Genomic DNA, 22,169 nt, shown 5'->3' on the forward strand with positions numbered 1-22,169 from the left:
ATCAGTGATTGCTCTATAACGCGCAGCAACGGGTGCGTCATGGCTAATCTGGCCGGATGGGCCGCATCGTCAACCGTCTCGGCACCGCCCCGTTCCTCAGCGAGCGCTTACGGAAGCGTCGAAGTCCAGGCTTGGCCTGAAGCGGCCTTCTCATATCCGTACTGATACAGCGCCCGCATATAGGCGGTGTCGAACCCTTCCGAGGGGGCGGCCGGATAGTCGCGCGCGATATAGGAGAGATGGAAGCCCAGGCGGTTGCGCCTCGCGAAATCATAGGTCGAGAAGATGATCGAGCGGGTCTGCGACTGGGTGATCGACGACAGGCTGCGTGAGGCGACGTCGATGGTGCTGTTGGAGACGAGCTCGAAATTGCGTTCGATCTTCTTGTTGACGAGGATGTAGATGTCCAGCTTCGCAGGGCCGGGAAGGCGACTGCCCTGGAAAAGCAGGGCTTCCGGCAGTGTCAGCACCGGGGCTGTCACGCCGCCGTCGACATGCATCTCCTGAAACCTGCGGCCCTCGCCTTCAGCGTCGATCATGATCGGCGGAAACACCAGCGGGATGCTGGCGGAGGCCGCCATCACGTCGCGAAACAGCTTGAGCGCCTCAGGCGTGCCGACCGCCGCGATCCTGCCCATGTCCCAGATCGCGGTGCGCTGGGTGTCGAGATCGGTCGTCACCACCAGCAGCCTTCGGCCCTTGGCGTTCTCACGCGCGACCTGCGCCATGATCTCCGGTCCGACATAGCGGGCGACGAGCTCGCGCAGACGCGTGTTGCCGAACAGGCCGGATCCGAACAGCACGCGCATGATGCTGGGATCGCTCAGCAGGCTCTCGGCGACGCCGCTGGTGTAGACCTCCTTCAGCGTGTCGTCATATCGCGAGCCGAGAAACGCAAAGGGTGCGATCAGGCCGCCGGTGCTCACGCCCGAGACGACCGAGAACGTGGGACGGGATCTGGCCGCGGTCCAGCCGTTGAGCACGCCGACGCCGTAGGCGCCATCCGCGCCGCCGCCTGACAGGGCCAGGTAGGACTTAGTCGCGGTGCTGGTGTCCTTCTCGAAGCTGAATTTCGTGATGGGTTCGTCGGCGTAGCCGGAGGCCATCGATGTCGAGCACGCGCGATGTGCTGGCTTCGGTGGCCGTATAGGGCGTGCGGGGCAGCGAGGTGCAGGCGCCGAGCGCCAGGCTGCATGTCAGGACCAGCAATCCGAACAGGCGGGCGCCTGGGCCGGCCGTGTCAGTCGAACTTGAGGGGAAGGACATTGTCGGTGGCTGGCGATCACGCATTTACCGCCGCCGGCAACGTCGCCGCGGCAGCTCGTCCAACCCCCAAGGTGAAACTACACTGTATCGTTTTGTTTAACAAGCGCTGCGGGCGCACAATTCCGTGTCGGATATCAGTGTCCATTGTCCCAGTCTGATGCATCAGCCGGCCGAAGCATCGCCTGAGCGGGTTGATCGGCCTGCTCCGACACGCAATAAGCACCGTCATGAATCGTCCTGACACCGGTCTGCCCAATCATTTCGAACTGCTCGCCACTGATGGCGCCGCGCGCACCGGGCGCCTGACCACGCCGCACGGCGTGGTGCGCACGCCTGCCTTCATGCCGGTCGGTACCGCCGGCGCGATGAAGGGCATGCACTGGCGCGAGGTCCATGAGGCCGGTGCCGACATCGTGCTCGGCAACACCTATCATCTGATGCTGCGTCCCGGCGCCGAGCGGATCGCAGCACTTGGCGGCTTGCAGACATTCACCGGCTGGAACGGGCCGATGCTGACGGATTCCGGCGGCTTCCAGGTGATGTCGCTGGCGGATTTACGCAAGGTCAGCGAGCAGGCCGTGACGTTCCGTTCGCATATCGACGGCGCCAAGGTCGAGCTGTCGCCGGAGCGTTCGATCGAGGTGCAGCGTTTGCTCGGCTCCGACATCGCGATGCAAATGGACGAATGCGTGCGACTGCCCGCCGAGCGCGCCGACATCGACCGCGCGATGCAATTGTCGCTGCGCTGGGCCGAGCGAAGCAAGCGCGCCTTCGAGAGCGCGCCCGAAGGCTACATGCTGTTCGGCATCGTGCAGGGCGGCGACATCCCCCAGCTTCGCCATGCCAGCGCGCAAGGCCTCATCGAGATCGGTTTCCATGGTTATGCCATTGGCGGCCTCGCCGTCGGTGAGCCGCAGGCCGTGATGCTGGCGATGATCGACGAGACAGCGCCGCTGCTGCCCAGAGAGCGGCCGCGCTATCTGATGGGCGTCGGCACGCCGGACGACATCCTCGAGGCCGTCAAGCGCGGCATCGACATGTTCGATTGCGTGATGCCGACGCGCAATGGGCGGCATGGCGTTGCCTTCACACGCTTCGGCCAGGTGAATCTGCGCAACGCGCGCCACGCCGACGATCCCCGTCCGCTCGACGAAGAGAGCTCCTGGCCGTCGGCGCGCAGCTACGCGCGCGCCTATTTGCATCATCTCGTCAAGGCGGGCGAGACGCTGGGCGCGATGCTGCTGTCCGAGATCAATATCGCTTACTACCAGTTCCTGATGCAGGACATCAGGGACGCGGTCGCACAGGGCACGTTCGAGGCGTTCTATCGGCGTACGCGCGAAGACTGGGCGAGGGGCGACATCGCCCCGCGCTAGGTCAATTCCGCAAGGTCGGATGAAGAGGAAACGTCAGTTGCAGACGATCCGCTGCTTGACGGCGTGCTTGGTCACGAAGCCGTAGCCGCAATTGTCGCAGGTCCAGAGATAGCTGATGAGGTGTTCCGACACATACGCAGAACCTTCGGCGGCGACCATGGAGTCGGCGCAGACGGGACAGGTGGGCAACTCACTGCACCGCGGAGCGCGGTTCGATGCGGCGGTCGACAACACTTCAGCGACTGCTGACATCGTGGTGACCTCTCAGCTTTGAGACCTAAGTCTAACATAAGCAGAATCAGTTGACGAGGTCGCAACACAAATGCGTTGGTTTTCTGATAATTGCAGCTCACGCGATTTTGCGATGCAGCGTATTTAACATGTACCGCCATGCCGCTTGCGTGTCGCCGCAGGCTGTCTGTAACTGCGCAAGAGCTGCAACAGAAGCGCAAATCGTCGCCACAGGGAGTTGATCATGGACGCATCGTCCACCACGGGTGCAGCGCACCAGCCCGGCCGCGGCCGGATCTACGACTCGATCGTCGATGCTTTTGGCGACACGCCGATCGTGCGCTTGCGCCGGCTGCCGGGCATGCACGGCGTGAACGCGACCATTTTGGCCAAGCTTGAATATTTCAATCCCGCCGCAAGCGTGAAGGATCGCATCGGCGCGGCCATGATCATCGCCATGGAGAAGGCCGGCATCGTCAAGCCCGACACCGTGCTGATCGAACCCACCTCCGGCAATACCGGCATCGCGCTGGCCTTCGTCGCGGCGTCGCGCGGCTATCGGCTCAAGCTGGTCATGCCGGAGTCGATGTCGATCGAACGCCGCAAGATGCTGGCTTTTCTGGGCGCGGAGCTGGTGCTGACACCGGCCGCGCAAGGCATGAAGGGCGCGATCGCGACGGCCGAAGAGCTGTTGAAGACGACGCCGAATTCGGTGATGCCGCAGCAGTTCAAGAATCTCGCCAATCCCGAGGTGCACCGCCGCACCACTGCAGAGGAGATCTGGAACGACACCGGTGGCAACATCGACTTCTTCGTCGCCGGCGTCGGCACCGGCGGCACCATCACCGGCGTCGGCCAGGTGCTGAAGCCGCGCAAGCCCACGCTGCGCGTGGTCGCGGTCGAGCCCGAGGAAAGTCCGGTGCTGTCGGGCGGCCAGCACACGCCGCACAAGATCCAAGGCATCGGTGCGGGCTTCGTCCCTGACATCCTCGACCGCTCGGTGATCGACGAGATCGCGAAGATCAGTTCGACGACCGCAATCGAGACCTCGCGGGCCTTGGCGCGGCATGAGGGCATTCCGGGCGGCATCTCCTCGGGTGCCGCGATCGCCGCGGCCCTCGAGATCGGCAAGCGGCCGGAAGCTGCGGGAAAGACGATCCTGGCTATAGTGCCGTCGTTCTCCGAGCGGTATCTTTCGACGGCTCTGTTTGAGGGAATTTAGGACATGGCGGATCAACCACCGAGGCGGCCGCGGACGTTGGGCGATGCCAGAACGGAGGCCGAGGCGGCGTTCAAGAAGGTGACGGCGAAGGTCGCCGCGGCGCCGCCAAAGCAGAACGTCACACCGGGGATCAAGGAGCAGGTCACGCTGCGGATCGACCAGGACGTGCTGGAGCATTTCCAGGCCGACGGCCCCGGCTGGCAGGACCGCATCAACGAGGCGCTGCGGAAAGCCGCGGGGAAGTAGGCGCCGATGTTGGGCGACTCGCAACGAAAAAGCCCGGCGCGAGCCGGGCTTTTATATTTGCGATTGGCCTCGCCTCAGCGGCGGAACATGCCGCCCATCATGCCGCCGACGACACCGCCGACGAAGGCCGCTCCGGCAGGATCGCCGCCGCTGCTGCGATGGGGAGCCGGTGCGGGCGCGCTGCTGGCCGCGGGGGCGGCGGCCCGGCGGGCTGCCTTCTGGCTGTTGTCGCTCGCGGTCGGCGGGCCGGCCACGATCTCCGAAAGCAGAGCCTTGTGCTGGAGCTTGTTCAGGTAACCTGACGCGGGATAGCCGCGCGCCGCCTGCCAGCGCTTGAGCACCGACCGGGTCTCGTCGCCGAACACGCCCGTCTGTTTGTTGTCGAAGCCGAGCCCGCCGAGGCGACGCTGAACGTCGCGGCGCTGGTTCTTGTCGAGGCCGATCTGGTCCTCGGTAAGCTGGCTGGCCTCATCGGTGAAGGTCGCGGGATCGACGCCAGCGGTGAGGGTACGCGTCGCGGTCGAGGGGCCGCTCTTGATGGCCGCGAGACGTGCCAGCGCCAGCGCCTTGAACTGGCCGTTCGGATAGGCGGAGAGATAGGCGTTGAGCTCTTCCGACTTGTTGCTCTCCTTGACCGAGCGCCAGTATTCGAGCTCGACACCGTCCGAATTGCCGCCGGTCGCCATCGGCACGCTGCCAGCAGCAGTCGGTGCCGCATTGGCGACCTGGGTCGTCGGAGCCTGGCTGAGATAGACCGCGCCGATCAAATTGGTGTGGCCCCAGGGCAACTGACCCTTGTGGGTTTCCTCGTTGACCTGGGCGCGTACCGACGTCATCGCCTGCTGGATCTCGATGCCAGGCTTGGTGATGTTGTCGATGAGCGCACGGGTGAACGGGCTGTTGTTGCCCTCCTGACCGTCGAGCGCGGTCTGGCCCGGGCCGGTGGCGAACGCGATCAGCGTGCCTTCGCCGGATTTCATCTCGGCAAGACCGCTCTGCACGTTGACGCTGCGGGTCGCGGAGTTCGACTTGATCTTGGCGGCGAACGGATTGTCGCGGCAGGCGTCAAGGAAGACCAGCTTGACCTTGGCGTCGCCCATGGTCTGCTCGAGCGTCAGATCGATGTTGATGGCGGCACCGAGCTTGACGTCCATCTCCGACTTGATGTCGGCGTCGACAGGCAGAAGATAGTTGGAGCCGCCGACCGCGATGCCGTGACCGGCATAATAGAACACTGCGACATCGGAGCCCTGTGCCTTGCGGCCGAAGTCCAGCAGCTTCTCAGTCATCTGGTCGCGCGAGAGGTTCGAACCTTCGATCACCTCGAAGCCGACATTGCGCAGCGTTGCCGCCATCGCCTTGGCGTCGATCGGCGGGTTCGGCAATTGTGCGACGTTCTTGTAGGTGCCGTTGCCCACGACGAAAGCAACACGGCGGTCGGCCTTCGCGGCACTGATCGACAGTGCCATGCACATCAGCGACGCAAGGAGGGTGAGAGTGCGCATCTGGAATCCCCAACAGAATCGAATTGCAGGCAGCAACAAATTGGCAACGAACTTACACGAAGTGCCCGACTTGGCGCCACCAAAACGGCAGTTCGTCGCGTTCAACCCGCTGCTGTGTGGCAGAATGTGCACGATGGAATGCCGCTCCAACGTGATCCAAATCACACGGCCACTTGGTTTTGTCGCGCGAGGCGGCGCGAGGTTCAGCGTGCAGGAGCAGGAACCGGCGGAGCTGGTTTTAGATTTAGGAGATTGCCGAACAGGATCAGCGCGGCGCCGACCACCGTCCAGGTGTCAAGCCGCTCCGAATACAGCAGCCAGCCAGCGGTCGCGGTCAATGGAACCCGCAGGAAGTCCATGGGAACAACGATGGTCGCATCCGCATAGCGCATCGCACTGGCGAGGCAGTAATGCGAAAACGTGCCGCAGACGCCGATCACGCCGACCCATGCCCAGACATTGGCGGAGGGCCACGTCCAGACGAACAGCGTCGGAATGAAGCCTGCGACCGATTGCACCACCAGCATCCAGAACAGGATCGACAGTGCACTTTCGGTGCGGGTCAGCGATTTAACCAGCACCATGGACACACCAAAGCCCATCGCGGCGCCTAGTGCGATGAGTTGACCGGGATTGATTTCGCCGGTGGCGGGTCGGACGATGACGATCACACCGATAAGGCCAAGCGCGATGGCGGCGATCTTCCACGGCGTCATGCGTTCGGAGAGGAGGCTCGCTGCGAGCAGCGCCGTCCAGATTGGCATGGTGAACTCGATAGCCACCACTTGGCCGATCGGGATCAGCGTCAGCGCGAAGAACCAGCCGAGCTGCGCAACATAGTGCACCAAATTGCGCCCGACGTGCTGCGGCAGGCGCGATGTCCTGAGCACCTTGAAGCTGCCGGCCCGATAGATGATCGGCGAAAGCAACAGGAAGCCGATCAGTGAACGCACCTCCATGATCTGAAATACATTCAGCTCGCGCGTGGTCTCGCGCCCGGCGACCGCCATGACCAGCATCAGCGACAGCCAGCCCGCCATCCACAGGGCAGCCATCGTTTTGGACGGTGTCGTGTTCATGGGCGGAGGTTTGGGAGGCGAGGGTCCTGAGGGAGGGCCGGTATCGGCGACATCGTCGCCGTTTGCAACGGCCAAATCTGCCGGTGCAGCGATGCATGGCGGCGTGCTAAGGCATCACTGAACAACGAGAAAAATCGGGAGATCTTCGCTCATGCATATCTTGCAGCCGGCCGAGTGGAAAAAACCGCGCGGCTTTTCCCATGGTGTCGTGGTCGAGGGGCCGGGTCGCTGGGTGGTGCTGGCCGGGCAGACCGGCGGCGACGAGACCGGCAATTACGCGCCTGACATGGCCGCGCAGGTCGGGACCGCGCTGAAACGGATCATCACGCTCCTAGGCGAGGCCGGCGCCGGCCCCGAGCATATCGTCCGCCTGACCTGGTACCTGACCAGCCGCAGCGAATATGAGACCGCCGGGGCGGGCATCGGCGCGGCCTGGAAGGAAACGTTGGGCCGCAATTTCCCGCCCTCGACCTTGCTCTACGTCGGCGGTCTCGTGGACGACCGGGCCAAGGTCGAGATCGAGGTCACGGCGTTCGTGCCGGGCACATAAAAAATCGACCCGGCGAGATCGCCGGGTCGATTGCATATCTACTCGTATCGGCTTAGCGCGACAGCGAGATGTTGGCGCCGCGGAACTGGCTGTCGGCGCGCATCGTGACGTTCTGCTTGTTGCCGGACGTCTTCAGCGAGATGTTGGCGTTGAAGCCGGCGGTGGAGGCGAGCAGCTCATAGTTTCCACCGGCGCCACGGCCCGAAAGGGAGCCGCTGATATTGCGGCTGGCCTCGGACCAGCTGCCCGCGATGGCGCTGCCTTCAGCCTTGACGTTGGCGCCGAGGTTGAACTTGTAGGCGTCGCTGGCGCAGGTCAGAGACAACTCCATGGTCGGTCCGATCGGAGCGTATTTGGCCCGGCAGCGGATCCGCTCGGTCGAACCGTCATCCAGGGTGACCGTGCCTGAGCCGCTCCAGCTGCCCGCCAGCGGGGCGAACGGGCCCGACTGGGCCTTGCTCTCGGAGCTGGCAATTCCGGCCGCGAACATAACGGCGGCCGCGATCAGCAGCCGCCGGCTTAGTCCACTCGTCACGATTTTTCTATTGGCGCGATGCTTCCCACCGCCCGCTGCACGGTATGCCTGCAGATGCTCCATTCCACTTCCCCGATCCGGCGTTGCCGCTGAGTTGACCGTTGGCATATGCACCATTGATCGAAACTTTCACAAGACCCTCCCGGCCGATGGTGCCGGAAACGTTAGCGCCGGGAGCAGTGATCTTGCCGTCGGCAACCGTCAGCAAGGAGCTGGCGGTCGGCTCGCAAGAACCGCTCTTGGTGACGATGGTGACCTGCCAGTTGCCGTCATAAGGAGTCTGGGCGAAAGCGGGAGCGGCGAGGGTGATAACTGAAGCGGCACAGAACGCCGCAATGCGAGCAAAACGCATAAAATCCGTCCTTGAATCTGTCTGATATGCTGACGCTTATTCGGACAAAATGTGACGGAAATTTGGTGCGGTGCCAAATTGAAAATTGTTCCTGTGGGAACAATGGTTTATTTGGGTTTCCGGCTGCAATTTTCGAAGCAGAATCAACGCCCCTTCACGTTAAGAGTAAACGTCAGGAAATCGACTCAGGAAAGGGGCTCGGAAAGAGGTCTCAGGAAAGACTTGGCGCTGAGGTCGCGAACTGCTCGTCCTGGGTCTTGGACGGTAGCGCCTTGTGGACCTTGGCGTAATCGATCACGTCGGCCAGCAATTTGAGCCCGAGCGGGGCCAGCGCGCGCTCCCACAGCTCCCGGGCCGTCTCGCCCTTCTTGACGAAGCACCACTCCTGGGCGGCGATGGCGCCGGCGTCCATGCGGTCGGCGAGGTGATAGATCGTGCCGCCGGCGATCGGGTCGCCTTCCTTGATGGTCCATTCCACGGCCGCCTTGCCGCGGTGGCGCGGCAGCAGCGAAGGATGATAGCCGATGCCGCCCAGCTTCGCCGCCTCGAGCGCGTCCTTGCCGATCCGGGCGTGGCTGTGCGCGGTGACGATCAGATCGGTATCGGGGGCGATCTCGGAGGCCACCACCAGCTTGGGATTGGCCTGAACCACGACCTCGATGCCCGCCGCCTTGGCTGTCGCGGCGAGACGATCCTCGGCGTCGGCCACCACGACCCGCACGATCGAGACACCGTGCTCCCGGAGCATGTTCAGGGTGGTCACGCCGAAATGGCGGGAGCCGACGAGGGTAATGCGCATGAGTGTCCGATCCGTCTCGCAACTGCGTCATCTCCCGATAACACGTCCGGACGTCCTGTCACCACCCGCGCCGGGTTTGCGCCGGTTATCAACAATGCACCGGGCGAGGGGTGCGCGATGAATTCCGCGATTGCGGCGTCGGCCGGTCCGGTGCTTCCATGCGCGCATGGCATCGGCTCGGAGCGAACGCATGCGGAGCGCGTGGTTTGTCCTTCGCGGCCCTGGTCGCAACCGATCCGGCGCGCGCCGGCGGACCACCTTATCCCGCGGTTCCGCCCGAAGTTGGGGTGGCACCCTTCATCGGCCCGAGCTGGGACACCTATCGCTGCGCGGAAGGGCCGGTCATCAACTTCTATCACGGCGCCTATTACGGCGAGGAGCCGCCGGCACTCTATCGGGGCTACCGTACCGGCCGCATTACCGCTACAGCGCCTACCGCAGGCTGCCGCGCAAATATTTCTGCGTTTCTGACTAACGTGGCCGCGCCAACACGGTCGGGCGGCAAGTGGAGATAGGCCGGTTCCTGTGTTTCGTTCTTAACAGAGAGATCCAGGATTTGGCGTTAGAAGGTGGACCCACCGGGGCTGGCGACATTTCAACCCGCATGCGTTTTTGAACCCGGATTTGGCCGCTGGCGGGATCGCCAGCGGCTTTTTCGTGCTCGGCCATCACGAAATCATCTGACGGTAACATGATCTCAACCAGCTTGGCGTATCGACGAATCCGTCGCGGATTTGTATTGCGTACCGCGACACCGAGATCGTCCCGCCGGCGTGGGTGCGCCGTGCGGGCTTTTTCGCCGGGACCTATTTCATGCCGAGCGCGATTGAGCAGATCGTCGACGTCTATGTCCGGCTGAAGAACCGGCGCGGCCTCGACGAGCTGATGATGCACAGACAGCGGCTTGCGGTCGATCTCAAGAGCAGGTCCGGCTACGACTTCAGCCTGCCGATCGGCCAGATCGACGAGGAGATCGCGATCATCGAAGCCGGTCTCAGCCGGCTCAAGGCGGGCGATGTCGCCGCGACGGACGACGGCCGGCCAGTTTGACGTTCAGTCGCGCCGGCCGCCGTCGATGACGGTGAACAACGGCCGCGCTGGGGTCGGCTCGACCAGCAATTCCTCGACCAGCGCGGTCGCCGCATCGACATATTTGCGCGTCGGCTTGTCGAGGGGACGCGTGGCCTCGTCGTCGAGCGCGACCTTTGCGGCCTCGACCAGCTTGCGCATCCGCGCCGCATGGTCATCGCCCGCCGTCAGCGTCGCGCGGGCCAGCGAGCGCAGCACGAACAGCTCGCCCTCGAGGCGGAGCAGACGGTCGTTGAGCCTGGTGAGGACGGCGTTGAGATCGGCCATGGCGCGCGTTCGTTGCGGAAGATCCATCCTGCTCTAGCGGCGATCGGTGAACGGAGTCCAAACGGCATCGGCGCAATTGGGGCGATCTCCCCTCAAGTCCCGGTCCGCGCCAGATAGTCGCGTGCGAAGGCGAGGTACCAGTCGAGGCAGGCGGGATTGGCCATCGCCTCCCGGTTGATGACCTTCTCGACCGGGTGGCCGAGCAGCAGCTTCTTGATCGGCAGCTCCTGCTTCTTGCCCGAGAGCGTGCGCGGAATTTCGGCGACCGCAAAAATCTCGTTGGGCAGGAAACGGCGGGAGAGGCCGGCCTCGACCGCCTTATTGATTTTCGCCTGCATCGCGCCGTCGAAGGCGACGCCGTCGCGCAGCACCACGAACAGCGGCATGTAGCTGTCACGGCCGAGATATTCGAGATCGACGACGAGGGAATCCAGCACCTCCGGCAAGGCCTCGATCGCGGAGTAGAGTTCGCTGGTCCCCATGCGCAGGCCGTGGCGGTTGATGGTGGCATCGCTGCGGCCATAGATGATGCAGGAGCCGTCCGGGTCGACCTTGAGCCAGTCGCCGTGCCGCCACACCGGCCCGCGGCCGCTGCCGTCGAAATTGTCCGGATAGGTTTCGAAATAGCTCGCGCGATAGCGCGCACCGCCCTTGTCGTTCCAGAAATAGAGCGGCATCGACGGCATCGGCTCGGTGCAAACGAGCTCGCCGACCTCGCCGATGACGGCGCGGCCCTGTTCGTCGAAGGCTTCGACGGCGGCACCCAGCAGACGGCACTGCATCGCGCCCGGCGTCTGCGGCAGTTCGCGATTGCCGCCAATGAAGGCGCCGGCGAAATCGGTGCCGCCGGAGATGTTGGCCCACCAGATATCGGCCTGCGCCTTGCTGCCGTTGCTCTTCGCGAGCGCGGCGAAGCGGTTGTTGAACCAGCCTTGCGTGTCGGCGCTCAGCGGAGAGCCGGTCGAGCCGAGACAACGAAGCTGTGAGAGATCGCCGGCGGCTGCGAGATTGATCTCGGCCTTGGCGCAGTTGGCGAAGAACGCCGCGCCCGCACCGAAGAAGCTCGCTTTCGATTGCGCGACGAAGCGCCACAGCGTGGTCCAATCCGGCTTGTTCCTGGTGCCGCCGGGGCTGCCATCGAAGATGCAGCAGGTGGTGCCGCTGAGCAGGCCGCCGACCTGGCTGTTCCACATGATCCAGCCGGTCGAAGAGTACCAGTGATAGCGCTCGCCGAACGAGTTCTCGTGGTAGGAGCAGCCGAGATCGTTGTGCAATCCCAGCAGTGCCAGCACCACGATGACGATGCCGCCATGGCCGTGAACGATCGGCTTCGGCAGGCCGGTGGTGCCGCTGGAATAGACGATCCAGAGCGGATGATCGAACGGCAGCCACGCCGGCTCGAACGCGTCGATCGCGGCGCCCGTTGCTGCGACGATGTCGGAGAGCAGGGCGTCCGCCGCTGCGGGCGCGGCGGCCTCGCTGTGCAGGATGACGTGTTCGACCGTCGGCAGCGATCGCTGCAGTTCGGCGAGGACATCCTTGCGATCGTGCCGGCGGCCGGCATAGGTGACGGCGTCGCAGGCGATCAGCACTTTCGGTTCGATCTGCTTGAAGCGGTCGATCACGGCGGGCGCGGCCATGTCGGGCGCGCAGACGCTCCAGATCGCGCCGATGCTGGCGCTCGCCAGGAACGCGATGATGGTCTCGGGGATGTTGGGCAGATAGGCGGCGATGCGGTCGCCGGGCTTGATGCCTTTTTCTTTCAGATGCAGTGCGAGGGCAGCCGCCTTGCGCCGCAGCTCCGGCCAGCTCGTCTCGCAAAGCCTGCCGTCCTCGCCACAGCTGACGATTGCGGGCAAGCCGGCGGCGTCGGCCGCGTCTACATGGCGGAATACCTGCCGGGCATAGTTGACCTGGGCGCCGGGAAACCAGACCGCGCCGGGCATCTTGCGTTCGGTGATCACGGCCGCAAACGGCGTCGGCGATTGCAGATCGTAATAGTCCCAGATGCTACGCCAGAAGCCGTCAAGATCGCGCACCGACCATTGCCGCATGTCCTCGTAGCTGGCGAAGGTAAGGCCGCGCTGTTCGGCGAGCCAGGTGCGGTAAAGGGCAATCTGGGGAACGAAAGCTGCGGTCATTGCGTATCGGCTTCAGTTGCGGGGCGGGGAGTTTAACCGGTGCCGCAAAGTAGCAGAAGCCGCAGTTCGGGCAGGCAGCGTTGACGGGAGTAGCGGGTCTGGGTCCGCTGGAAGCAGTCTACCAGCCCGCGCCGGCCCAGCGCCTTCCGAACACGGGTGGCTTGGTCTTCACCGCTTCCCAACCGAAGAAATGGTGCTTGCCGGACCAGGTGTGCACCACGCCGCTGCAGATGCTGCACTTGAAGCTGCCGGAATGCGCTTCGGCGTGCTCCTCCCTTGTCGCGGTGTAGTTCATGCTGCAACCCGCGCAGGTGAATTCTTCGATCGTCCAGATGGTATTGGCCATTGCACCGAAAGTGGTTTGGGGGACCTCGATGGAAGCGTAGATGCCCGCCTTTGCAACAGCGTAAACCGGTCGGCCGAAATCCGGTTAATCGTTGTTAGCCAAGCCAGCCGTCGGTTGCGGGCCTTGCCGGCGCTCGACGCGCGGCGCCGCCGCATCGCCGGGCCGGATGCTCCGCATGTCCCGGTCGATGCGCATCTGTACGCGCCTGATGGCGAGCAAGGGCAGCCTGCCTTGCACGCGCCCGGAGCGGGCTCTGTCGCCGACGGCATAGGCGTAGCGCCAATAGCCCGGTGCGGCGTTTGGCTTCAGCGAAAAGTGGATGCCGCGGTGAATTCCCGCATGTGCGCCAGGCTCTCTGGGACGGCGTGCCATCGTCTCGGAATGCGGAATGGCCCGATGCGTTCCTAATCGCCGGCTCGGGCCGGCCCCGTCGTCTTGACGCCGGGTGCGCGGCTGGCAATAACGCTGGACCGCGCAAGTGCCGGAACCCGCGTCGATGCCGCAAGGAAAGCCGTGCCCGTGAAAAGTCTGCGTCAGCTCCTGACCGGCGAGGACATCATCCAGCTCGTGATCCGCGTCGGCCTGCTCGGCCTTTTGATCATCTGGACTTTCCTGATCATCCGCCCCTTCGTGCCGATCCTTGCCTGGAGCGGCGTGCTCGCCGTCGCGTTCTACCCGGCCTTCAGCTGGGTCGCCAAGATCCTCGGCGGCCGGCCCAAGACCGCGGCGGCGATCCTGACCCTGATCACGCTCGGGATCGTCATCGGTCCTGCGACCTGGCTCGGAATCAGCGCAGTGGATGGCGTGCGCGAACTGGCGCACCAGCTCGGCACCGGCGACCTCGCGCTTCAGTCGGCGCCGGAGCAGCTCAAGTCGTGGCCGCTCGTTGGCCCCTGGCTATTCGACCTCTGGGAGCAGGCCTACAACAACATCCGCGCGGTGCTGCGCGAGGTAGCGCCGTATCTCCAGCCGCTGGCGGGACCGTTGCTTGGGCTCGCGGGAGACGCCGGCGTCGGCACGCTCCAGTTCCTGGTCTCGGTGTTCGTGGCCGGCTTCCTGTTTCCGCACGGGCCGAGGCTGGTCGCGGCCGGCCGCGGCTTCCTGTTTCGCATCGTGCCCGAACAAACCGAGCATTTTCTGGGGCTCGCCGGCGCGACGATCCGCGCCGTGGCGCAAGGCGTGATCGGCGTCGCGATCGTGCAGGCACTGCTCGCCGGCATCGGCTTCAAGCTTGCCGCGGTGCCGAGCGCAGGCCTGCTCGCTTTCATCGTGCTGCTGCTCTCGATCGTGCAGATCGGCGCCTTCCTGGTGCTGCTGCCGGTGATCATCTGGATCTGGACCGCCAAGGACGTCACCACCGCGCTGCTGCTCACCGTGTTTCTCGTCGTCGTCGGCTTCCTCGACACCATGTTGAAGCCGCTGGTGATGGGGCGCGGCCTGACCACGCCGACCATCGTTATCTTCGTCGGCGTGATCGGCGGCACGCTCGCCCACGGCATCGTCGGCCTGTTCATCGGCCCGATCATCCTGTCGGTGGCCTGGGAGATGATGATGGCCTGGATCAGGACGGAGGACCGGGCCGAGGCGGGGTCAAGAGCGGGGCCAGCGGCGGGCGAGGGCTGACCGGGCGCCTCGAACGGCGGGATCGGCCTGCCGGGTCCAATCAGACCTGATGGCCTTGCCCGTGAGATCAAGATCCATCCGGAACTTGTCTATCCAACTAGACAAGTTACCATGGGCTCGATTCTTTTTTCGATTACGGCGGACATGGCGAAGTCTTCCAAACTGGTTGCCGCCAAGCGCGGCAAGGTATTGTTGGTCAGACGCCGGTCGGACGGCCTGTGGATGTTCCCGGGCGGCCGCAAGCGCGCGCGCGAGTCGGACAAGGACTGCTTGCGGCGGGAGATCAAGGAGGAGCTGCCCAAGCTGAAGCTTGGCCGGATCAGCCTCTGGAAGGAAGTGACGGCCAGGAACAAGCGCTCCGGCCGCAAGATGAGCGACGCGATCTTCATCGCCAAGGGCGCCAAGGGCAGGCTCGCGATCGGCGACAAGAACGAGATCGACCGCGCCGTCTGGCAGAAGCCGCGCGGCATCCGCCTGACGCCGACCTCGCGCTATATCCGCGACCGCCTGTTTCCGCGGAAGCGCGGGTGAGCTAGGCCTCGTCGTCCTCCGACGAGTGCTGTATCCGTCCGGCGACGGCCCGCGAGAAATTGCCGCGCGCTTGCGGCGCGGATACCCTGGCCATTTCGGTTTCGCGCTGCTCCTTGCGGGCCTTGCGCGCGCGCTTCATGGCCTGCTTGACCTGAGGGTTCGGCGAATCCTCCGCGAAGAACAGCACCACCTCGCAGCTCGGACATTGCCTGAAATAGCCGTCCTGCAACCGTCCCGCGCGGTCGCGGAATACGGTCTTGCAGCGCGTGCACTGAATCTGGACGAAACTCATGCGCGGTCGATCGACAATGACTGATGGAAATGGATCGTCAGGTGACCCCAATTGTCTGAAGAAAGCTTGAACGCGTCGGCGACTTCATGCCGCTCGATCAGCCGCTATTGCTTCGCCGCTATCGTGTCCAGGCAATGGTTGAGATAGACGGTGCGATCCCTGGGCAGCACCTTCTCGAGGTCCGCCTTCAGCGCGCATTCGCGCTGCCGCATCTGCTCGGCCCTCCGCTTCTCGGCCGCCTCGCGGTATTCGGGAGCAACCTTGTTGGGATCGACGAGCGCCTGCGAGCGGGCGGGAGCCGTCACGGCGAGTGCAACGGCGGTGATGATAATGAACTGTTTCAAATGAGCCTCCGTAAAAGGCTCATCCTAGCGCTCGCTCTGCGAGGGCTCAAACGGCAAATTCGCCGAGTCGACCGGCAGCGAAGTTGAATTCATCTACCTGAAGTTGGGACGAGGGAGGTCCGTCACTTCGGGACGTGGTCGATCTTGTGGCCGAGATGCCCGGTGTCGTGATCTCGACGCAACTGGCTCAGCGACGTCTCGTTCAGCTGGTGCAAGACCTCGCTGAGTTCAGTCGTATCCGGATAACCGGCAGCAAAACCCTTGCCGTAGATCTTGCGCAACGTACCGACCAGCGTGTTGCCGTGCTTCTTGCTGATCGCGCCATCCTTGTCGCGGTGGCGATGATCCAGGCCCGTGTCCTTCATGGCTTTCTCCCTGAGCGGCGTCTGCGCGCCTGGAGAGAGCGTGCTCCCAAACGAGTTGATTGGCAACGGCACGGCGCGCGGCAGTTGAGCGTCGTCAAGGTGTGGAAAGATCGAAGCCTGTGTGAAGCAGTTCACAAGCAATGGTCGAGATCGCTGCTACGAAGGCCTCATTGCTTGACCAATTGATATTTTGAAAACGCCCCGGCGCTCCACCAGGCGCTGGGGTTTTCACGTCGATCACCGCAACAGCAGAGCGCGCGACGCGCGATCGGTCCGGTGCTTTCCGAATGATGCCGAAGGCTGATGCAGAAGGCGGGCGACTAGGCGGCTTGCTCCTCGAACGAGGTGTAGACCTGGCCCCCTGGACCAATCACCTGAACGCCCCAGCACCCGTCGGCGATAAGCTCCTTCGCCTTCTTGAGGGCGGCGGTGAGTGACAGCCGCTTGAGGCTGACGATTCCTGCCGTGTCGAAACCGCTGATTTCAAACATGCCGCTCCTCCCTGTTTTGTCGAATCCTACACTTTTTGAGCGGGTTGTCTCGCGGCTTTTGGGGCAGGGGCCCGGCGCACGAGCAGGCGCCGGTCAAAAACGCGAAAACAACCCCATGCACAGTAGCTAAGTCCCGCTGGCGCAACGCTTTCTTTTTGGCACAAAGCGGTCTTGCATCCGGCGGAGACGCCGGTTGACTCGTCGGGCAAAACGGGGGTAAGTTGCCAACTTCGGAGAATCCGCATCAGGCCCACGACGGCGTCCCGGGATCTGAGGAGCTCTTGCACCGGCATGCGAGTCATGTCCGTCGCACAGACCCCCGTAGTCGGCCGGGGTGCGGAGTCTGCAGCGGGCCGCGGCCGCTAACGTGGAATTAAGCTGAAAAGCTCACAATTTTAGACAGTTGTAGATGGGTGCTGCGTAAGGGAGCCGTCGCGAGGACGTTCCGGCGACGGCTTCCTGTTGCTCGCTCATTGGGGTCAATGCCATGACCACGACTTTCGAAAGCCAAGGCCTTGTCGAACAGCTCGACCCTGCAGCACTTGCTGCGGCCATCGCGGCCCACGAACCCGAAATCTTGGACGCTCCAGAACCGATCAAGCGGTCCAGCCGGACGTCGATCATGGCGCTATCGGTGTGTGCCCTGGCCATCAACGGCGCGGCGGCGATCTACACATGGCCGTCCGGCTTGCCATCGCTGAATCTGAGCAGCCTGGCTGATCTGCTGCCGCGGCAAGAAGCTTCGGCGCCAAAGCCGGATCCGGTTGTCGCTGCCTTGAAGGATATTCAGTCGACCCAGCAGCAACACACGGCTTCGCTGCAGGAGAGCAATCAGGCATTGCAACAAAACGCGGCTGTGCTGCAGGCGGATTCGATGGTGCTGCTTTCGCTGCGACAGAGCATCACGGACGAACGGGTCGATGTGAGGAAGGTATCTTCGCAGCTGTCCACGCTGATTGCGAAGATCGACTCGCTGCAAAATGCCATGATGTCGGACGTCACGTCCTCCGTTCGAAGAGCGCATGCGCGCTATGGACTGTCCGCAGCGATCCGCAAACGGATCGCCCGGCAGCCGAAATATATAGGGCCGGTTTCGGTGGGGGGTGCGCCGCTGAGTGTGCCTGCTCCAGTTTCGGCCCCGGAGAGCTGAAGTCAGATCGAGCAAATCGCCTTCTCGGCCTCGGGGGTGTCCCTGAGGCCGCTTTTTTGCCTGATATCCGGCGGTCCACGCGCGCGGGTCTTAACCTAGCTTTAAGAAACTGTTGGACGGCGGTGCTATGTTGGATACAACAAAGCCTGTGTCAGCGTCAGTTGCGTCCGAAAGCCATGATTACGTACAAGCAGTACCATATCGAACGGTTTGAGCACGAGCCCAAGCGGTGGGTTGCTCGCATCACGCGGACAGACGGCCAGAACATCCGCACCATTCTGCCAGCAACTGAGCTCCCCTACCTCGAGACGAAGCCGACAGCGTCCGCCGAGGAAGCTGAGGCGCTCGCCAAGGAAGGCATCGACTTCGGCGGCGTGGTGTAATCCGCCGTCGCGGTCTCCTGACTTCGCTCGCGGCCGCGACTTCATCCGCAGATGCGGCGCGGTGTGTGTGGGGGGGGCTTTGTCCGGTTGCTAACGCGACAAGGTGGTCCGATTGCCAAGGTCAACGTCATCGGCATCGGCATGTCAGTCGGCTGCACCAACACGCTGAACAATTCCGGTGCGGCGACTACTGGCTACATAATCGCCGACACCGTTTTCTGAGTTTACGGTGCGATTTGTTAGGCGGCGCGCCATACGATTTAGAGGCTTCTCGAAAAACACCCACGAGAGGTTGGCCAATGCCAGCACCACGAGAAACAAGCCCCAGCGCCAAAGTTCACCGGCCGCGGGGTTTGGCTTAACGATGGAAGCGGCCGTCCAATAGGAAATGCAGACCACTGGCCAATGCAATAAATAGAATCCATATGAGATATCTCCCAAGCGCACGGCCCATCTCGGGGCAGACGGCAAAAGAGCGGCGCCAATCACGGCAAGCATGCACGCAGCCGGCCTGATCAACGGGCTGTTGAAAAAATTGTATGCCCATAGAAATACCGCTACACCGGCTGCCGCAAGCGCCGCCGACAACAACCATCTTGCCATGATAGGCAACACAGGGAGTCGGGTGATAATCATGAACGCCAATACGCCGGCGCCGAAAGCCGCGTGATGTTCAGTGACAAAGCGCAGGATAAACGGGCTTTCCGGCAGCACCAGATAGTATAGCTCGTAAGAGGCGGCGCAGTAGGCAAGAAGGACCGCCGGCCCGCCGCGCGGCAGAAGGATGGCTGCAACAAGGTAGAACGCCACCTCGTATTCCAAAGTCCATCCGACGGAGTTGACCGGTGCTTTCTGCGGCAGGATCAGGATGGACCAAATGATATGCGAGAAGCTGGTATCGTCAGATATCCGGATGTTGGCAAAACAGATGGCGGCCACAATCAGCGTGACAAGCGCGTTCAGTGGATAGATGCGGAAGAACCGCTTTAACAGGAAAGAGCCGGTTGTGAAGTCGGGCCGTGCCGCCACATAGCAGACGATGAACCCAGAAATCGCGAAGAACAAATCTACCCCAGATCCGCCCTGCACGGCCAGCCAGTCGAAGGTGTGGAGGCTTACCTTATCAAAATACGTCAGGCCGATGTAGGAATGAAAATAGAACACTGAGATCGCGGCGATCGCGCGACCAACCTGAATGCCAGGCAACTTGGAATCCATTGGCCTTCCTCAATCTCAGGATGCGCGTGTATCACTGCGAGTAGTTTTGAGCAATACCCGCTCCAGCAGCAAACGCGGCCGGCCCCGCCTGCATGCACGGCTAGGCGTGGCAACGCGGCTCATGCACTGTGTAAGAGTGTACGCCCTTATTGACAGCTCAACCTTTAGGCGCTGTCATGCGTCATTGAACAACCAGAAGTGCGATTTCTTTCAAAGAACAATGCATGCACACCAACGTCAATTTTGCATACGCCGATGCTCGATGTGCGCGTTTGCAACTGGCTGCGTGGACCATTGTCGTTGTTGTAGCGGGCGCGTTCATCCTGAAGCTACTAAGCTTGGCGCTATATTCGATCCCAGAGTCCGACGATTTTTGCTTCTTTTATACGAACAACCAATACGGCCTCGTCGGAACGGTCTCCGTATTCTACCACAGCGCGATAGGGCGTATCACGCCGTTGCTGCTGATGCAGCTTCCTGCTGTCCTCCGCACCTTGACAGGCATAGATCTTTTCATCTGCTACGTGCTGATCATGGTTGCTTTCATGGTCACCTTTGTGGTGTCGATGATATTTCTCGCGCGACGGATTCAGCCTGACACAACCATCTTGCAGCAGATTGCGCTCGGGCTGGCCTTCGCGGCTGTGCTCGGGAGCGAGGCTCCGAGCCTGCAGCAAATGTTCTACTGGTTGCCAGGTGTCGCTTGTTACACCGTTGCTGCGGCGATCGTCCTCTTGATGTTTGCTGAACTCATAAATGCCACGGAAAATGGAGTAAATCTCTCGCGCGCATCGACGGCGATGATGGCATTCGGTGGTTTGGTCGCGGCTATGTGCAATGAGTTCACGGCGGCTTGGCTGATAGGCATGATCTCCTGCTCGCTACTGGCTCGCTGGTTATTTACGCAACGCCTCCAGGTCGCTGCACATTCGTGGATTGGTCTCGCGATCCTCACTGGTCTCGCCGTCGTAGTCTCGGCGCCTGGCAATTCCGTGCGCATGAGTCAGTTTCCGATGGCGGGTGATTTTTCGAACTCACTGAAGGGAGGCGTTTCTTTTCGGCTTGATCGGCTTAGGTCGCCTGTTTAGAGAGCCCGCGACGGGCACGTGGCTTTTGTTTGTAGCGTTGGTCACCACCGCATTGCCGCAGCCGAAATACGTGGATTCGAGAAACAGAAAGTTCTTGGCCGTAGGAGTTGCGTTCATTGGTATAGGCGGCGCCTATTTCGGATATTTCGTGCACCAATATGCGACCGGGAATCGTCTTGTGGAGAGGGCGCAGAATGAGGTGCTGGCATTCGTGCTATTTAGTCTGACCATGAGCGCCACACTTTTTGCCCGATCGCATCGAGACCGAATTTCGAAGCTCCTCGCCGCCTCACCTTTGCCTCCATCGGTCATGGGTATTGCTGTGCCTTTGATATTCGGCGCCAGCTTGGCAGTAGCGTTGAACTACAGCAAAGTCGGCACGCAAATTCGGTCGGAGCGAGACAGCTTCGGTGTCTTTTGGCTTGAGAGCATGGAGCGTCATGCGCGTCTGACCCTGTCAGCTGAGCAACGGCTGGTGGTGGCGCAGCACACGGTTCACCCAACGACGTTGATGAACAGCGATGTGACCAATGACCCCAGCCGACTTCCGAACGACTGCATCGCGAGCTTCTACCAAAAGGAGAGCATCGTAGCGGGGCCCGCCGGTACGCTTAGCGTGCATCGCGCTGAGTAGGCGACAGCGTGACCCACGGCTTCTGGGCTTCACTTAAGGATCTGAGATACAAGCTCCCCAGCCTGCATGACGAGTGGGTGATCACCGATGGCTGGGGTGACGATCTCGGGATGTTCTGGTAGGTGCTCAATTCGTGGGCCTCACCGATTTTGCGCGATCCATAGAGCAACGTGTGAAAGCTGCGGTTGAGGCACGATTAGAGGCACCGAGACGATTAAATCCTGACTTGCTCACGCAGCAATTGGGCCCGCCGGTTCACGCTGGCAGGCCTATCCTGAGTTTGGCAAGGGTGCAGGCGGCGTGTCGGTCTTCGGCCGTGGGTGAACCCGGGAGTCAACCAGGACCTCGATGATCGCATCGCCCGCCACCATGTCTAGCGGAGGAGTCACCACCATTCTACGTTGATCACGGTTGCCGGCTAAAACGTTCAGTTCGTCGGCCTGGCTCGCCAGCCGTTTTCCTGATGAGCAATGGTGGCAGTGATATCGACGTCTTTCACTGCCGATTGGCGCCACGCTGCCACCCCCAAGCACAGGGTCAGAGTCATGGCGGTCGCCAGCAGCAGCACGGACAAAAACTGGCTCACGCGCCCCTCCACAACCAGAACACGCTCAGGCAGCGAGCACGCACGGGCGATTCGAAAAATGCAGGCGCGCTGACCTGCAGGCAGTTTTCCCCATGTTGTAAAACGGTGGATTAGCACCCTCGACGTTGGACCGGCCGCGACTCGGGTTCGGTATCCGTCGGGCGCACGCGCTCAGTGGGGCGGAAGCAAACCAGGTGGTGCGGGTGTGTGGGGTCGAGGAACAACGAGCAGTCGTCGAGTAGCTCCGACGCAAGATGGACCAACCTTAATCTGCGCTCCGGTTCACACTGGCGGGCCACGCCATGGCTCAATACCGGTAGTAATAATGCGGCCTGTTCTGAAAGCGCCGGGGCACTGTTCCCGTTGGGTAGCATTGGCCGTCTCGAACGTCGAGATCGACGCCGTCGCCGCCGCAGGGCACCGGGTATCTGCCGGAGCCGTAGCGGGGATAGCCGTATCC

At 62.6% G+C, this 22,169-nt stretch carries 26 protein-coding genes and 1 pseudogene; 11 read left to right on the forward strand and 16 right to left on the reverse strand.

Going from position 1 to position 22,169, the window contains the following annotated elements:
* Nucleotides 1-107: 107 nt before the first annotated feature.
* Nucleotides 108-1,266 (reverse strand): annotated as a pseudogene (locus ABIC03_RS16760) (patatin-like phospholipase family protein).
* Between the two features lie 227 nt (nt 1,267-1,493).
* On the opposite strand from ABIC03_RS16760, the gene tgt reads away from it, so the two are divergent.
* On the forward strand, nt 1,494-2,642 hold the full coding sequence (tgt, locus tag ABIC03_RS16765) for a tRNA guanosine(34) transglycosylase Tgt (RefSeq protein ID WP_354059256.1): 1,149 nt from the start codon (nt 1,494-1,496) through the stop codon (nt 2,640-2,642).
* 33 nt (nt 2,643-2,675) lie between these two features.
* Here the strand turns inward: tgt and ABIC03_RS16770 are convergent, their stop codons facing one another.
* Nucleotides 2,676-2,894 carry a hypothetical protein gene (locus ABIC03_RS16770; protein ID WP_275171163.1) on the reverse strand — a complete coding sequence of 73 codons (219 nt, stop codon included), beginning with the start codon at nt 2,892-2,894 and terminating at the stop codon, nt 2,676-2,678.
* A gap of 223 nt (nt 2,895-3,117) precedes the next feature.
* Here ABIC03_RS16770 and cysK point away from each other — a divergent pair, with 223 nt between their 5' ends.
* Entirely contained in the window at nt 3,118-4,095 is a 978-nt protein-coding gene (gene cysK, locus ABIC03_RS16775) for a cysteine synthase A (protein ID WP_354059258.1), read from the forward strand.
* A 3-nt stretch (nt 4,096-4,098) separates the two neighbouring features.
* Complete coding sequence (locus tag ABIC03_RS16780; RefSeq protein WP_354059260.1) at nt 4,099-4,341, forward strand: BrnA antitoxin family protein; 243 nt, start codon at nt 4,099-4,101, stop codon at nt 4,339-4,341.
* A gap of 74 nt (nt 4,342-4,415) precedes the next feature.
* Here the strand turns inward: ABIC03_RS16780 and ABIC03_RS16785 are convergent, their stop codons facing one another.
* Both ABIC03_RS16785 and ABIC03_RS16790 read right to left on the reverse strand, forming a co-directional pair.
* Nucleotides 4,416-5,846, reverse strand: coding sequence for a caspase family protein (locus ABIC03_RS16785; RefSeq protein ID WP_354059262.1), 1,431 nt, complete (start codon nt 5,844-5,846; stop codon nt 4,416-4,418).
* A 203-nt stretch (nt 5,847-6,049) separates the two neighbouring features.
* A complete protein-coding gene (locus ABIC03_RS16790; RefSeq protein WP_354059264.1) occupies nt 6,050-6,925 on the reverse strand; it encodes a DMT family transporter in 876 nt (291 codons plus the stop codon).
* A 151-nt stretch (nt 6,926-7,076) separates the two neighbouring features.
* Here ABIC03_RS16790 and ABIC03_RS16795 point away from each other — a divergent pair, with 151 nt between their 5' ends.
* Nucleotides 7,077-7,475: a RidA family protein gene (locus ABIC03_RS16795; RefSeq protein WP_354059266.1), complete on the forward strand. Its 399-nt coding sequence runs from the start codon at nt 7,077-7,079 to the stop codon at nt 7,473-7,475.
* Between the two features lie 52 nt (nt 7,476-7,527).
* On the opposite strand, the gene ABIC03_RS16800 is transcribed toward ABIC03_RS16795, so the two are convergent.
* From ABIC03_RS16800 to ABIC03_RS16810, 3 genes are all read right to left on the reverse strand, one after another.
* Nucleotides 7,528-8,073: a hypothetical protein gene (locus tag ABIC03_RS16800; RefSeq protein WP_354059268.1), complete on the reverse strand. Its 546-nt coding sequence runs from the start codon at nt 8,071-8,073 to the stop codon at nt 7,528-7,530.
* Nucleotides 8,018-8,362, reverse strand: a complete 345-nt coding sequence (locus ABIC03_RS16805; RefSeq protein ID WP_007610621.1) for a hypothetical protein — start codon at nt 8,360-8,362, stop codon at nt 8,018-8,020. Before ABIC03_RS16805 ends, ABIC03_RS16800 begins: the two co-directional genes overlap by 56 nt.
* Nucleotides 8,363-8,573: 211 nt before the next feature.
* Nucleotides 8,574-9,161: a formyltransferase family protein gene (locus tag ABIC03_RS16810; protein WP_027567035.1), complete on the reverse strand. Its 588-nt coding sequence runs from the start codon at nt 9,159-9,161 to the stop codon at nt 8,574-8,576.
* Between the two features lie 813 nt (nt 9,162-9,974).
* Between ABIC03_RS16810 and ABIC03_RS16815 the strand changes: the two genes are divergently transcribed.
* Complete coding sequence (locus ABIC03_RS16815; RefSeq protein ID WP_007610615.1) at nt 9,975-10,211, forward strand: hypothetical protein; 237 nt, start codon at nt 9,975-9,977, stop codon at nt 10,209-10,211.
* Nucleotides 10,212-10,214: 3 nt separating this feature from the next.
* Here ABIC03_RS16815 and ABIC03_RS16820 read toward each other — a convergent pair whose 3' ends face one another.
* From ABIC03_RS16820 to ABIC03_RS16830, 3 genes are all read right to left on the reverse strand, one after another.
* Nucleotides 10,215-10,517: a hypothetical protein gene (locus ABIC03_RS16820; RefSeq protein WP_354059271.1), complete on the reverse strand. Its 303-nt coding sequence runs from the start codon at nt 10,515-10,517 to the stop codon at nt 10,215-10,217.
* A 92-nt stretch (nt 10,518-10,609) separates the two neighbouring features.
* On the reverse strand, nt 10,610-12,658 hold the full coding sequence (locus tag ABIC03_RS16825) for an acetoacetate--CoA ligase (RefSeq protein ID WP_354059273.1): 2,049 nt from the start codon (nt 12,656-12,658) through the stop codon (nt 10,610-10,612).
* A 118-nt stretch (nt 12,659-12,776) separates the two neighbouring features.
* Nucleotides 12,777-13,004 carry a hypothetical protein gene (locus ABIC03_RS16830; protein ID WP_007610605.1) on the reverse strand — a complete coding sequence of 76 codons (228 nt, stop codon included), beginning with the start codon at nt 13,002-13,004 and terminating at the stop codon, nt 12,777-12,779.
* Between the two features lie 513 nt (nt 13,005-13,517).
* Between ABIC03_RS16830 and ABIC03_RS16835 the strand changes: the two genes are divergently transcribed.
* Both ABIC03_RS16835 and ABIC03_RS16840 read left to right on the forward strand, forming a co-directional pair.
* Nucleotides 13,518-14,627, forward strand: a complete 1,110-nt coding sequence (locus ABIC03_RS16835) for an AI-2E family transporter (RefSeq protein WP_354059275.1) — start codon at nt 13,518-13,520, stop codon at nt 14,625-14,627.
* Between the two features lie 144 nt (nt 14,628-14,771).
* Entirely contained in the window at nt 14,772-15,158 is a 387-nt protein-coding gene (locus ABIC03_RS16840; RefSeq protein ID WP_027518066.1) for an NUDIX hydrolase, read from the forward strand.
* A gap of 1 nt (nt 15,159) precedes the next feature.
* Here the strand turns inward: ABIC03_RS16840 and ABIC03_RS16845 are convergent, their stop codons facing one another.
* The 4 genes from ABIC03_RS16845 to ABIC03_RS16860 all read right to left on the reverse strand — a co-directional run bounded on the left by ABIC03_RS16845 (nt 15,160) and on the right by ABIC03_RS16860 (nt 16,650).
* Entirely contained in the window at nt 15,160-15,450 is a 291-nt protein-coding gene (locus ABIC03_RS16845; RefSeq protein WP_354059277.1) for a hypothetical protein, read from the reverse strand.
* A 104-nt stretch (nt 15,451-15,554) separates the two neighbouring features.
* The gene (locus ABIC03_RS16850) at nt 15,555-15,794 is read right to left on the reverse strand and encodes a hypothetical protein (RefSeq protein WP_354059279.1); all 240 of its coding nucleotides are present in this window, start codon (nt 15,792-15,794) and stop codon (nt 15,555-15,557) included.
* A 122-nt stretch (nt 15,795-15,916) separates the two neighbouring features.
* Nucleotides 15,917-16,159 (reverse strand): hypothetical protein, encoded by a 243-nt coding sequence (locus ABIC03_RS16855; RefSeq protein WP_007590794.1) that lies wholly within the window; start codon nt 16,157-16,159, stop codon nt 15,917-15,919.
* A gap of 320 nt (nt 16,160-16,479) precedes the next feature.
* Nucleotides 16,480-16,650 carry a hypothetical protein gene (locus ABIC03_RS16860; RefSeq protein ID WP_007590796.1) on the reverse strand — a complete coding sequence of 57 codons (171 nt, stop codon included), beginning with the start codon at nt 16,648-16,650 and terminating at the stop codon, nt 16,480-16,482.
* Between the two features lie 487 nt (nt 16,651-17,137).
* Between ABIC03_RS16860 and ABIC03_RS16865 the strand changes: the two genes are divergently transcribed.
* Nucleotides 17,138-17,800 (forward strand): hypothetical protein, encoded by a 663-nt coding sequence (locus tag ABIC03_RS16865; RefSeq protein WP_275171149.1) that lies wholly within the window; start codon nt 17,138-17,140, stop codon nt 17,798-17,800.
* Nucleotides 17,801-17,976: 176 nt separating this feature from the next.
* On the forward strand, nt 17,977-18,183 hold the full coding sequence (locus tag ABIC03_RS16870; RefSeq protein ID WP_275171148.1) for a hypothetical protein: 207 nt from the start codon (nt 17,977-17,979) through the stop codon (nt 18,181-18,183).
* A 144-nt stretch (nt 18,184-18,327) separates the two neighbouring features.
* Here ABIC03_RS16870 and ABIC03_RS16875 read toward each other — a convergent pair whose 3' ends face one another.
* Nucleotides 18,328-19,401: an acyltransferase family protein gene (locus tag ABIC03_RS16875; RefSeq protein ID WP_354059282.1), complete on the reverse strand. Its 1,074-nt coding sequence runs from the start codon at nt 19,399-19,401 to the stop codon at nt 18,328-18,330.
* Between the two features lie 224 nt (nt 19,402-19,625).
* Here ABIC03_RS16875 and ABIC03_RS16880 point away from each other — a divergent pair, with 224 nt between their 5' ends.
* Nucleotides 19,626-20,489: a DUF6056 family protein gene (locus ABIC03_RS16880; protein ID WP_354059284.1), complete on the forward strand. Its 864-nt coding sequence runs from the start codon at nt 19,626-19,628 to the stop codon at nt 20,487-20,489.
* A 37-nt stretch (nt 20,490-20,526) separates the two neighbouring features.
* The gene (locus tag ABIC03_RS16885; protein ID WP_354059286.1) at nt 20,527-21,123 is read left to right on the forward strand and encodes a hypothetical protein; all 597 of its coding nucleotides are present in this window, start codon (nt 20,527-20,529) and stop codon (nt 21,121-21,123) included.
* A gap of 427 nt (nt 21,124-21,550) precedes the next feature.
* Here ABIC03_RS16885 and ABIC03_RS16890 read toward each other — a convergent pair whose 3' ends face one another.
* On the reverse strand, nt 21,551-21,709 hold the full coding sequence (locus ABIC03_RS16890) for a hypothetical protein (RefSeq protein WP_354059288.1): 159 nt from the start codon (nt 21,707-21,709) through the stop codon (nt 21,551-21,553).
* Nucleotides 21,710-22,169: the final 460 nt, after the last annotated feature.

The organism is Bradyrhizobium sp. RT6a, assembly GCF_040547675.1.
GTDB lineage: Bacteria > Pseudomonadota > Alphaproteobacteria > Rhizobiales > Xanthobacteraceae > Bradyrhizobium.